This is a genomic window from Succinimonas sp. (genome assembly GCF_045225735.1).
In the GTDB taxonomy this organism is placed as follows: domain Bacteria; phylum Pseudomonadota; class Gammaproteobacteria; order Enterobacterales; family Succinivibrionaceae; genus Succinimonas.
This window is the reverse complement of sequence record NZ_JBGVBR010000149.1, coordinates 1-11830: the sequence shown is the minus strand read 5'-3', so window position 1 is coordinate 11830 and position 11830 is coordinate 1. Positions and strand designations below refer to the sequence as shown.

The 11830-nt window shown below is 50.8% G+C and carries 8 protein-coding genes and 4 tRNA genes; 5 read left to right on the top strand and 7 right to left on the bottom strand.

Annotated elements, in window-relative coordinates:
• Window positions 1–256 precede the first annotated feature (256 nt).
• From codB to ACJROR_RS05350, 4 genes are all read left to right on the top strand, one after another.
• A complete protein-coding gene (codB, locus tag ACJROR_RS05365; protein ID WP_406546193.1) occupies window positions 257–1546 on the top strand; it encodes a cytosine permease in 1290 nt (429 codons plus the stop codon).
• A 242-nt stretch (window positions 1547–1788) separates the two neighbouring features.
• Window positions 1789–1995, top strand: a complete 207-nt coding sequence (locus tag ACJROR_RS05360; protein WP_406546192.1) for a hypothetical protein — start codon at window positions 1789–1791, stop codon at window positions 1993–1995.
• 2 nt (window positions 1996–1997) lie between these two features.
• Window positions 1998–2156 (top strand): hypothetical protein, encoded by a 159-nt coding sequence (locus ACJROR_RS05355; RefSeq protein ID WP_406546191.1) that lies wholly within the window; start codon window positions 1998–2000, stop codon window positions 2154–2156.
• Window positions 2157–2621: 465 nt separating this feature from the next.
• Window positions 2622–4244: an RNA-binding domain-containing protein gene (locus ACJROR_RS05350; protein ID WP_406546190.1), complete on the top strand. Its 1623-nt coding sequence runs from the start codon at window positions 2622–2624 to the stop codon at window positions 4242–4244.
• A gap of 101 nt (window positions 4245–4345) precedes the next feature.
• Here ACJROR_RS05350 and ACJROR_RS05345 read toward each other — a convergent pair.
• From ACJROR_RS05345 to ACJROR_RS05320, 6 genes are all read right to left on the bottom strand, one after another.
• Window positions 4346–4421, bottom strand: a tRNA-Val gene (locus ACJROR_RS05345).
• A gap of 15 nt (window positions 4422–4436) precedes the next feature.
• Window positions 4437–4512: transfer RNA gene (locus tag ACJROR_RS05340), tRNA-Lys, on the bottom strand.
• 31 nt (window positions 4513–4543) lie between these two features.
• Window positions 4544–4619 (bottom strand) — tRNA-Lys (locus tag ACJROR_RS05335).
• Window positions 4620–4892: 273 nt separating this feature from the next.
• Window positions 4893–5447: a hypothetical protein gene (locus ACJROR_RS05330; RefSeq protein ID WP_406546189.1), complete on the bottom strand. Its 555-nt coding sequence runs from the start codon at window positions 5445–5447 to the stop codon at window positions 4893–4895.
• Complete coding sequence (locus ACJROR_RS05325) at window positions 5440–8775, bottom strand: hypothetical protein (protein WP_406546188.1); 3336 nt, start codon at window positions 8773–8775, stop codon at window positions 5440–5442. Before ACJROR_RS05325 ends, ACJROR_RS05330 begins: the two co-directional genes overlap by 8 nt.
• A gap of 446 nt (window positions 8776–9221) precedes the next feature.
• Window positions 9222–10286 (bottom strand): hypothetical protein, encoded by a 1065-nt coding sequence (locus tag ACJROR_RS05320; protein ID WP_406546187.1) that lies wholly within the window; start codon window positions 10284–10286, stop codon window positions 9222–9224.
• Between the two features lie 291 nt (window positions 10287–10577).
• On the opposite strand from ACJROR_RS05320, the gene rluC reads away from it, so the two are divergent.
• A complete protein-coding gene (rluC, locus tag ACJROR_RS05315; protein ID WP_406546186.1) occupies window positions 10578–11549 on the top strand; it encodes a 23S rRNA pseudouridine(955/2504/2580) synthase RluC in 972 nt (323 codons plus the stop codon).
• 198 nt (window positions 11550–11747) lie between these two features.
• On the opposite strand, the gene ACJROR_RS05310 is transcribed toward rluC, so the two are convergent.
• A tRNA-Val gene (locus ACJROR_RS05310) sits at window positions 11748–11823 on the bottom strand.
• Between the last annotated feature and the right edge of the window lie 7 nt (window positions 11824–11830).

Here is an 11830-nt window from a genome sequence, read left to right as displayed (position 1 = left end):
GCGGTTTGTACCTCTGTGTCTCTGCCTTTCTTTAGCTATGGATATCTCCCGGCAGGAAGGCCGGAAATGTGGAAAAACTCTCAAACTGCGGCGGTAAATGACCGCTTTGCCGGATTTTTTAAGCTGAAAGCCTCGGCTCCGGATTATGATAAGGATAACCGGGGTTATCCTGCTCCGGGGGGAGTGTTTTCGGGAGGATTTTTTTCAGGCGGAATCCTTCCTGAAGCCATAGCGTAATGGCAGGGGGACAGGCAAGATGACCACAGACGCCGGCAATTCGGGAGCTGCGGCAAAGGGCCCGGCAGCGGCAGCAGCACATAAGGATACCGATTATTCCTTTGAACCGGTTCCCGTAACTGCCCGGAAGGGGATCCTGCCTCTTGTCTTTGTTATGACCGGGTTTACCTTTACCTCTTCTGCCATGAGCGTCGGCGCCAAAATGGGCACCCAGGCGGACTTTCCGAGCTTTGCCATCGCTTTGCTTCTGGGCGGTCTCTTTCTCTCGGTCTACACGGGCAGTCTGGCCTATATAAGCTGCCGCACCGGCATGTCCTTTGATCTTCTGGCCCGGCATTCCTTTGGCAGGCGGGGATCCCGTCTTCCTTCTCTGGTAATAGCCATGACTCAGATGGGCTGGTTTGGGGTCTGCACGGCCATGTTCGCTCTCCCGGTATCAGAATATCTGGGATGCTCTCCTTACATCGCCGCAGCCGCGTCCGGGGCCTGCATGACGCTGACCGCCTATATCGGCTTTAAGGGACTGGAGATCCTCAGCTACGTGGCAGTGCCGCTGATTCTGGCTCTGGGGCTCTGGTCTTTGAATCTTGCTCTGGGAGATGCGGGGGGCTCGCTGGCGGATATCTTCCGAAACAGCAATGGCGAGCCTGATTTGAACCTTCTTACCGGCATGGTTATCGGATGCTTTATTTCCGGCGGCAGCTCCACGCCGAATTTTACCCGCTTTGCCCGTACTTCCCGGATTGCGGTGCTGTCCACAGTGGCGGGCTTCGGGCTGGGAAATTCCCTGATGCTGCTATTCGGGGCTGCCGGCGGGGCCATTACCGGCAAGGATGACATTTTTTATGTCATGATAGCCCAGGGTCTTTTGCTGTCCGGTTTTTTGGTACTGGGAGCTAATGTCTGGACTACCAATGACAATGCTCTCTATTCTGCCGGTCTGGGGCTTTCCAACATATTTTCCGTGCGCAAAAAGATCATGGTGCTGGCGGCCGGAGTTCTGGGCACCGCAAGCTCATTCTGGCTCTATGAGCATATGGTATCCTGGCTGCAGTTCCTGGGAGCCACGCTGCCTGCCATTGGCATTATCATGATTCTGCATTATTGCAGGTACCGGAAGGAGTATCAGAAGACCGCGGAAAATTTCCGAAACTGGCGGTTTTCAGCTATTATCGGCACCGCGGCCGGACTGCTCTCGGGGATTTTTATTCCTCTCGGGAACAGCAGCATTAATTCCATGGCTGTCGCGGCCGCGGTCTGGTATGTCTGTCAGCTTTGGGAAAACAGACTTGCCAAAGGAACTGCCTGACAGCTGTTGCTGTTAACGGGCGGGGATTCCGGAAGGCGATAGAACCGGAATTGCCAAAAAGGACAAAGCGCTGAAAATCCGGTATTTTTTTAAGGCGGCGAGTAACAAAAATCGTAAAATTGAGAACGCTGTGACGCCTTCAGATTGCAGGTTATTTTCAAGTTCTGGCATGACTGTCAGGCATGACTGCGGCCTGATTCAGGAGAGGCGGAAAGGCGAGTATTGGTGTTTAGGAGGAATGGATGTTAACAAAGCTTGCGCATATGGTCATATTTTACAAAAGGTTTGCAGATGTCTGCGAAAACGCAGGATTAGGTGCCATCCTGTGGGGGATCATTCAGATAAGCTGTTTTGACGGGGCAGTCATACCGGGCATTGCGGTGACAGTGTTAGGCTGCCTTTGCGCGGCAATGGCCATATTCATTGATATGCTGGCAGGAAGGGAGTGATTATGTCGGGAGTGGTTCTGGGAAATCTCATAGCTGTTTCGGTTTTGGCAGTTCTTCTTGCCATTGGTTCCCTGGGCATCTATGTCCATTATCAGGAGAAGAAGAACAAGCTGGAAAATGACATCCCGGAAAAAGATGACCAGGAAGACAAGAAGGGATAACCAGATCTCCTGGCGTTAGTTTTTGAGAACCCTGTTTTATGTTCAGAAGGGGGAAGGGTTTTCTGTTTTGGCGGGGTTGGGCTGGCAATAAAACGCTCTTCGGGGCATTCCCGGCAGTATGATCCGAACCATCCGGAACAGGATGCCGGAGGGATCAGGAATTTGCGGAACAAGCTGTCTGGATAGGTGGAAAGAGGTGTCCCGAGGTTTCTTTAGAGGCAGTTTAATGGAATGCGAGACGCCATAATGTGGTGCCGCTCGTTATGAAAGTCGGTTTCTCTTGGGTTTTGAGGCATCAAACTTGGGTTTGCTGTATGATTTCTAGGGATTGGAGCAAAATACTTGGGTTTGCTGCATGATTTCTAGGGATTGGGGCAAAATACTTGGGTTTTCTGCATGATTTCTAGGGATTGAGGACATAAATCTTTGGTTTAGCATCTGTTTTTTGATGAATTGGAGCAGTGTATGGATTACGTGCAAGTTAAAAAAAATGCTAATGAGATTCTAAAAAACAGAATTGCTGAATGCTCTTATATTGAGTATAAATCATCAGAACTGCAGCTGGATAAGATTTTAAAGACAGTCTGTGCCTATGGAAATAATTACTACAATAATGATATACAGTATTTGTTCGTTGGTATTGAGGAAGAGAATACCGCTGAAAACAAAGCAATTCCCTTATTACCAATCAAAGGAATTGCAGAAGGACAGTTAGAAAAGTGCAAGAATACCCTTAATTCGCTACGTTCATTTTTATATCCAAATGTTTCATTTGAGGTAATTGCCAATAAATTTGCCGGAAAGAATTATCTGCTTATTATTGTCATGCGCCAGTCTGGCGGTCCTTTTATGGTTGCGGAGAAAGCGGAAAAAAACAAAAAAATAAACCTTAAACCGGGAAGATATGTACGAATAGAGGCGGACACCAGATTAGCCAGAGTAGATGAAGAGTATGATCTTTTGCGTAAGTTTGCCAATTTCCACTACAGTTCTATTATAAGTACAAACGCTACTCTGGATGATCTGAATTTAGATATTATCAGAGAATATATCTACAGAACGAGTGCGAGAGATATAACTAAAGGACTGCCAATAGAGGAACTTGCTCGGATGCTTAATCTTGTGGATAAGAACGATCCTAATGGGAAGCGAGTAAAAAATTTTGCGGTGCTCATGTTTACAGATCATCCTGAGAAAATAATACCTTATTCCTATGTAGAACTCATAACAGACATGATCGGCACTAAAAGAAAAATGACGTCCAAAGTCTTTAGAGGAGCAGTGTGGAAGCAGTATTATGACATATTGGAATTTATTGACGCTCGTATCTTAAACGAACTGGTCATCCGGGTTGACGGAGATGCCACTAACAGAAAAGTTCAGAATTTTCCGTATGTTGCCATTGAAGAATTGCTGGCTAATGCCATTGTTCATAACAACTATGAAAACGGTAAACCGATTCAGATATATGTCTCTGATAAACAGATTAACATTGTTAATTACAACAAACCGTTGCCGCCGCTTCGCATCAGCGACCTGAACGAAAGGTCGTTTTTTAATGAACGAGATGCGGAAAACCCAGAACTGAGGGACATGTTTAAAGCATTGAGCATTATTGAGTCCTTTGGCACTGGAATCGGCGAAGCTAAGAGAGCTATGAGTAAAAACGGTTCGCCGAATCTGTATTACAAGACATTTGAGGACAATGACAATGTTACCTCTGTAGTTATTCCGGTTAATAAGGAATATGAGGAATACGAGGAAATAAAGAACAGCGGCATCACACAGGAAAAAGTGCTAGGAAAGGCACAGAAAACAGGCGGCATTAAACCGGACACTATAGAGAATGAAACCCGATTTTTGAAACAGAAGGTCCTGGAGGCAAACTTTTCTGATGCCATCAAGAAAAATGTCATTAGGCTGCGTGAAGTGATAGGAACTGAGGTTTTTGGAAATTCCAGAATAGTTGCGGTTTTAGGCTGCTCGGAAGCGACTGCGACATCATATATCAAAAGGATGCATGAGGATCTGCAAATAGTTGCTCCGGTTAACGGGGTGGGCAAAGGAAAATACAGGTTTATCGTTTAACCCGAGAAGATGCCAAAACGAGAGGGAAACGATACTGAAAAACAGCAAACACAGAGACAGGCAAACTGAACGAAAGGAGTTAACAGCGGGGATTTTTCAGATGGTGGTCGCTATAGGGATCGAACCTATGACCTCCTCCTTGTAAGGGAGATGCTCTCCCAATTGAGCTAAGCGACCATGCAAAGCGACTTTTGGTGGGTCCTTACGGGTTCGAACCGTAGACCAATTGATTAAGAGTCAACTGCTCTACCAACTGAGCTAAGGACCCAAAGTCTGGGAAAGTCAAAGCATTAACGCGGTGGTGGGTCGTGACGGATTCGAACCGTCGACCAACGGATTAAAAGTCCGCTGCTCTACCGACTGAGCTAACGACCCGCGGTAGTCCGTTGCGTTCCGTGCTTCAACGGTGCTTATAATACTAGATTTTTCCAATCATGCAAGCATTTTTAAGAATTTTCTTAAAAAACGGCCCTGAGTGGTGCTTTTTTAAGCAAATTGGCTAAAAAACAAGCGCTTTTCGGGATAATCAGAGACTTAAAGACAGGAGCACCGAGGAAAAACAGCCCCCGGCAGGGGAATTTCCCGGCTATTTCGGCTTCCCCCTTCGTCAGGAAGCAAGGGCTTTGCCGGGGATATTCGGTTTCGCCGCTACTCCTGAGCCGCGGGTTCCGGCGGGTATTCGATATATGTGGGTATCGGCTTCCGGTTATTGAGCTCCTTTTTCAGGAGGGATTCATAGCCGTCGATAAGCTCTTCATCCCGCATGAACTCCTCCAGAATAATCGCTCCCCGGCCGTCATATTCAAAGCCCCGGGCGGACAGCACAGGATGCCCCTGATCCTCATGCCAGAGGAATTCAAAGATTTCCCGGCGGTCAATGATGCGGCCGTTCCCGCGTTTAACCTTGTGGGTGAATTCAAAGGAAACGGTAAAACCGTCCTTGGTAATATCCGAGATGCGGTAGTCGGTGGTGACGTCCTTGGCAATGAAATTCTTCAGGGTTACCTTCTTTCCTTTAAAAAGCATGGCGCTCCGGGGCTCGTCCCGGTACTGTCTGGTATCAGTCCAGGAGCCGGTAAGCTTTTGGACAAAGGCATCGTCTTCGCTGGCTCCGGCCGGAGCCAGGGCCGAGCCGGCCGCTATGACGGCAGCGAGGATGCCGGAGATGATGCCCCGGCCAAACCGCAGGTTCTGTTTAATCATAGCGTTCCTTTCTGTCGATGATCCTTACCGAGGTGCGGTGACTCTTGAAGCTGACGCCGCCGTTGGAGGTCTGACCGTCATAGAGATAATCCAAAGCGTTTTCCCCCAGAATTCCCGTGCTCCTGAGACGGTATTCCAAAGCGCAGTTGTCCCGGATCGTGCAGTTACTCTGAATGCCTCTGAGCCACAGATACCCCTTGTTGAATCTGCCGGTGGCATTGTCAATAAAGTTGCTGGTTTCTCCCTGGCAGCCGGTGGCGGCGTTTTCGCCGTGGCATACCGGATCCAGTTCGATCTGTTCAGTAGCGCTCAGAGCCGCTACCACGCCTGACGTGGTGTAATTAGATATGGTCTTGCTGAAGATCAGGTTTTCCGTATGATTGAATACGGGGTTCCGGAGATGGAGTTCGGTGCAGGAATCTTTGGCGCTGATATCCCAGTTGCCGTCTCCGGCGTAGTACTGCAGAGTTACCGGGGTATAGATGACGTCAGTTTCTCCCTGGGTGATCTGGGAGACCAGTCTGCCGTAGATAAGCTCAGGAGCTTGGCTTGCCGGGGTGAAGAAGGTGAACTTATCGCTGTCGGATATCGTGCCGTCATAGCTGGCAGCAAGAGAACTTCCGCTGGGCAGCAGGCTTCTGATATTGGGAAGTCCGGTGATCTCCCGGCTGCCGTTGCAGCCGTTACCGAAGTTGTCATTGTCCGGGAGACAGTAGCTGAAGTTCAGCCAGCCCCCCAGCCGGATCTCCTCGGGAACGGCCAGCTCGGCCCGGGAGGTTACAAAGGAAAACCTGAAGGGATAGCCGTGCTTGGCGCTGTAGTACTGATATTCAGGTTTGAGCCAGTGGGCAGGCAGGGTGCTGTTGAATTCCAGCGTATAGTCCTGGCCGGTTCTTATGCTCTTGCCGGCGGTGAGGTTTCCGCTGCCATCCCTGGTGATTTTGGTGAGAGTGGCCTTGAACGGGGTTTCGTTGGAATTTTTGTTCCGGTAGGCGTCGGGAATCACGTCAATGGGGGTTCCGGAGCTGTCGATACCGGTAATTAATCCTGAAAATGTCAGAGACTGCCCGTAATAGGCCGGACAGGTGTCTCCGATCTCCCGGATGCCGGCGAAATTTTCAAAATCGGCCTTGTCCTGGGTCATGACATCCTTCCGGGTCAGATCATCGCTCAGGTGGAGCCAGCCCTCGCTGACAGCCATATAGGACGGATAAACCGCATAAACCGGACTGAAGAAATAGGTGGGCTTGTCCGCGGAGAAATCCTGGTACGGCTTTTCGGAGGCCAGACTGAACCAGCCGGCGGAATTCCTGATGCTGAGACAGCCTTCCGCATCGGTGATAAAGCCGGCGGTTATCGGATCCGAGCAGTTCTGCATCATGCTGAAAACAGCGCCGGAGTCACTGCCTGAGGTGTTCGCAATGAAGACTCCCGCAGCGGTGTCAGTGGGATTCTGGTTCCAGCGGTTGAGCTTGTCCGGATCAATCATGCTGAAGGCATCCGAAAGCTGCCGGGGGTAACTGCTGCCGCTGAGAGAAACCTTGTTTGCGGCAACGCAGACGCGCTTCAGGCTGTCAGCGGTGGGACTATCCGGGCAGCCGCTGTCCGGACACTTGGCGGGGTAGGTTTTCAGGCGGTAGTCAGCGCCGGTTTTAAGCTCGCTTACCGGATTCCCGTCGCTGTCAGAAGCGTTGCCGCAGATGACATAGGGGAGGCTGAGCACCTTAATGTCAAAGTTCGTGCCGGTTTCCGGACTGAGGGGCACTGACACCAATTCGGCAGACTCCCCGGAGCCTGCATTGGATTCGGAACTGTAATTAATGGCAAGGCCGGTGATTTTGGCATTGCTGTCCGGGAAGTGCGGGGAGGTGATGGTGAAGTTCGGTACCAGCGTGGTGCCGCCGTCGTTACTGATGGTAACGGGAACCGTCACTTTACCGGTGCTTCCTGCCGAAACTGTGGTGGATCCCTGAGTGGTTTTAACGGTCAGGGGATTCTGGCCCGCGCTGAAGGTGATGTCCGCCGATGACGCAGTCAGGGATGAAGTTGACGCCTCGCCGTTCATGGAAATAGTCAAAGAGTTGTTGGGCTCATTGATGTATTGTTCGGCCTTGGTGGAAGCGGATATCGCGCAGCCGGGAACGTCAAAGGTGCATGAAACAGAGGGAGATTCTGCGTTCCCGCAGAAATAGATGCTGCCGGTCTTTTCGGGAATGGCAGCTGAGACGCTGCGGCTTTGCCGATCCGGCTCCAGCCAGGTCTGGCCCTGAGCGCCGGTGGTACGGGAGCTTCCGGACAGCAGCACCGAGCCTGTGTAAGGGGACAGTGACTCCGCCGGGGAGCAGAATTTGTCAGCACAGGATTTAAACTGGAACTTTGCCGGAACGCAGCCGCTCCCGGTGTCTGCGGAAATCCTGAAATATTCGTCTTCGTTGCCTTCATCATTGTATTTGTTTAAGAATTGCACCTTACCGATGTTGAGTCTATGACAGCGATTCTGTCCGGGGGCGTCATGGCAGTTCAAAGTAAAGTTGAATTTGTGTGCATTTACAGCGGTGCCAATATAAATATCCCGTTCTTCCTGAAGTGCCGCGTCGGACAGATCCGAAATATCCAAAGTAAGCGTGTAGCTTACCGTTCCGGTGGTGAAAACCAGCCGGCGTTCATTGTCAATGATGTTTTTTCCGGAAACCTTCAGCGTGGCGCTGTAGCTGCGGGATGAATTAGTGATGGTGATTTCCGGATGTCCGTTGAAGTTGATCTTAACAGTGCCATTAGACTCTGTAACAGAATTTCCTTGGCTGTCTTTCCAATCTACAACTTTATCTTTAAACTTATCTTTAAACTCATCTGCGGGATCCCATAACCAGGACGCAGGACCATACGTTAAGATATTTGTGTTTACCCCATGAGATGAATCGTGTAATTCTTTCTCGTATGCGTTTGGAGGAGTTCTGGTATATATCAGTTTATCGAAATACCAGTTAGTGCCAGTACCGATCGCCCCTGTATTTGTCCAATAAAGTATATAGCTGATGTCTCCTGCGGCGATTGCCGTCAACACCGGAATATTGACATGAAAGGTGGAATCATTGTTTAAAAATATGCCGCTGAGCAGCGGTTTATTTCCCTGCAGGGTCTTTTGAAAACAGGTGCTGTAAACATCCTCTACGTACTTTTCCCGGGCAGCGGCTTCTCCAACGTAATTATTGGCATCGCTTTCGAAAGACAGTGCCTTAAGCTTTGATTCGCAATCCTGAGGACTCGCCATGGCTTCGTTAATTAAGAGCGGCATCAGCAGTATTAAATAGCAGGGAAAGCTACGCATGACTCACCTCGATTCTGCAAAATTCCTAAAAGCGTTTACCGGGATAATATCCGGGATCCCGGTCTGATTTCCGAAGCCGCGGAGAAGAACGGTTATCCGCAAGGGCGGCCTGCAAACCTGCCGGAAATACGGCCGCCATCTCTGAGTCTAGCAGCTTTTCAATAATTTAACTTTGAGTTTTGCGTTGTTTTTGCACTTTGGTGCCGCTGCGCCGAAAAAATATGACGGTTACAGGCTTTCGGGCAGTACTCCCCGTGAGATTCCGGTCGGAATTTCCGGGAAGCAGGGATCTAGGACTTTTCAGGGAAAAGACTGAGAGGACAGGAAAGAGGCAGAGAATAACGGGACAGGACAGGGCAAAAACAGGCGTGTGCTGCTGATGAATAAAACTGTATCTTGATGCATCCTCCATTGGCACAGGCAGACCTGTTAAGAGCCGCTGTCATTCAGGCTTCATTGTTTTCTGCGGTGCTGGCAGCCAGCGTTTCCTTGAAACGACGGCTGATCGCAACGACAGTCTTGCCCAGGAGGGTGCTGGTGTCTGCTGCCTTTTGCTCTCTTATTATCACGCTCAGCATGTCCAGAAGCTTCATGTTGGACAGATCATAATCGAAGCCGGCAGCGATCCCCAGACAGAAACTGATAATTTCATCCTCTGTTGCTAAATCGGGGGCCAGATCGGAGGTTGCATCAGGTGTGCTACCAGTTTGCCCGGGGGATTCAGCGCTCCCGGCCGGTGATTGTTTCAGGCCGGCTTGCAAAACCGGTTCCGGAGTAATCGGATCCTTGCGTGCGCTGCTCCTTTGATTATCAGCATCCAGGGAAGAGATGATCACGGGATCCGGTTTTATGGCCTTCCCGGTTTTTTTGTAATGGCGCTCAAAGTAGTAGCGGAGCTGCGTTCTGCTGGGCGCCGGCGTATCAGGATATTTCTTTTCCCACTCCTCAAGACTGCGCATGTACGCCTTTTCCAGGGATAAATGATTCTGAGACAGCAGGTATTTCCGGCAGATCATTTCCAGATGCGCATTCATTTCCGGGGAACGCGGGCATTGTCCCTTCCGTCCGGAGGTCTGGCATCCTGTTGCCCGGCCGCTTTCCGGGATAAGGGCGGTTACAGTAAGTCCTTTCTTCCAGTAGGCAGATAGATTCCTCCTCAGCTTGATAAGCAGTTTTTTATCGCCGCCTGAAGCATCTCTGAAGGCCGCTCTTCTGGTAAGCGGATCGTAAAGCCGGGGATCGCTGATAAGTTCCTTAATCGAGTCAAATCTGCTCTGCGCCCGTGCCATGATTTTTGGCGGAGGGCAGGACAGTCTGAGCTTCTCATAGGGATCCGGCATATGTTTTACCGTTCCGTTTTTGAGGGCTTCATCAAGCTCATCGGCAGGATAACCCTTCAGCGTTAAAGCATCCTGATGCAGCGGAAAAAGAATGAATTCACTGCCCCTCCGACGGATAATCCGATAGGAGGCGCTGTCAATCTCCAAAACGCTGTTTATCAATACTGTCATGGTCTCCTTGCTGATTTGTTTTCAGGTAGTGCTTATCTATGGGAAGGCACCGGTGTTTCTGACAGGGAAATGATCAAGATGCATCCCGCTGCCGGGAAGATCGGCGCCGCTCAGGCGCTCTCCTTCATAAGCATATTGATGGTTATCCGGCAGCCCGTCAGAAATGTTATGAGCATATGATAACAGTTTGATTTGGCAAAGCACCATAGGAACAAAGAAAAGGAGAAGAACGACAGCCCGGGGTGATTATGGGGTATCATACCGGTATTGCAATGAAGAGCGGACAGAAATATGAAGGAAATAACTGAAATCAGAAAAGAGGTCACCTTCAAAGAGGTTACTCCGGAGGAGGCGGGCGGCCGTCTCGACAATTACCTTATCCGGGAGCTCAAGGGAGTCCCCAAAAGCATGGTCTACCGCATTATCCGGAAGGGCGAGGTGCGGGTAAACGGCGGAAGAACCAAACCGGAATACAAGGTCATGGCCGGAGATCGCATCCGCATCCCGCCGGTGAGGGTTTCGGATGCCCCGGTGGCGCTGCCGTCCCCCCGGCTTGACAAGGTAGCGGCTTTGGAAAACGCCGTGGTTTACGAGAATGACGGCCTTCTGGTTCTCAACAAGCCGGCCCATATTGCGGTGCATGGCGGGAGCGGCGTGGAATACGGCGTTATCGAGGCTCTGAGAGCGCTTCGTCCGGAGCTTCGCTATCTGGAGCTGGCCCATCGGCTGGATCGGGAAACCTCCGGGTGCCTCATTATCGCCAAAAAGAGAAGCGCCCTCCGTTTCCTCCATGAAGAGTTCCGGGAGAAGGAGCTCAGCAAGCAGTATCTGGCTCTGGTTCCGGGAGTTTTCAATAAAAGAGGCTGCACAGTGCGGGCTCCTTTGGAACGCATCACTCTTGCCACCGGAGAACGGATCGTCCGGGTTAACGAGAATGCGGGCAAGCCCTCGGTTACGGAATTCCGGGTGCGGCAGACCTTCCGGGACGCCACGCTCCTGGAATGTTTCCCGAAAACCGGCCGCACCCATCAGATAAGAGTGCACCTCGCGCATCTTGGTTTTCCGATCCTGGGGGACGAGAAGTACGGCCGGCGGGAAAACGATGCTCCCTTTGTTCCTCTGGGACTTTCCCGGATGTTTCTCCATGCCGAGAAGATAACGTTTCAGGATCCGGTTGCGGGAAAAACAGTTACCGTCACAGCTCCGCTGCCCCCGGAGCTTCAGGCTCTTCTGGAAAAGCTGGAACCCGCTGCCGCGGAGTAAGGAATGCGGTGTACAAGGTGTGGTATAAAGGGCGTAAATAGGCGGGTCTGGTTCTGTTAAGCCGGAAACCGGCTTAACAGAACATCTCGGAAACAGTCCCGAAGCCGGAGCCGGCAGCGCAAAACCAAAGCAAACGCAAAAACAACGCCAGCAGTGCAGGATTCAAAGGGTGTAATGGGGAAGATAAGAGAATCTGAGTGGTGGTCGCTATAGGGATCGAACCTATGACCTCCTCCTTGTAAGGGAGATGCTCTCCCAATTGAGCTAAGCGACCACTGGGA

Excerpts from the sequence above, each read along its gene's own strand:
- codB (WP_406546193.1), top strand. The coding sequence starts at position 257 with ATGACCACAGACGCCGGCAATTCGGGAGCTGCGGCAAAGGGCCCGGCA.
- ACJROR_RS05360 (WP_406546192.1), top strand. The coding sequence starts at position 1,789 with ATGTTAACAAAGCTTGCGCATATGGTCATATTTTACAAAAGGTTTGCA.
- ACJROR_RS05355 (WP_406546191.1), top strand. The coding sequence starts at position 1,998 with ATGTCGGGAGTGGTTCTGGGAAATCTCATAGCTGTTTCGGTTTTGGCA.
- ACJROR_RS05350 (WP_406546190.1), top strand. The coding sequence starts at position 2,622 with ATGGATTACGTGCAAGTTAAAAAAAATGCTAATGAGATTCTAAAAAAC.
- ACJROR_RS05330 (WP_406546189.1), bottom strand. The coding sequence starts at position 5,447 with ATGATTAAACAGAACCTGCGGTTTGGCCGGGGCATCATCTCCGGCATC.
- ACJROR_RS05325 (WP_406546188.1), bottom strand. The coding sequence starts at position 8,775 with ATGCGTAGCTTTCCCTGCTATTTAATACTGCTGATGCCGCTCTTAATT.
- ACJROR_RS05320 (WP_406546187.1), bottom strand. The coding sequence starts at position 10,286 with ATGACAGTATTGATAAACAGCGTTTTGGAGATTGACAGCGCCTCCTAT.
- rluC (WP_406546186.1), top strand. The coding sequence starts at position 10,578 with ATGAAGGAAATAACTGAAATCAGAAAAGAGGTCACCTTCAAAGAGGTT.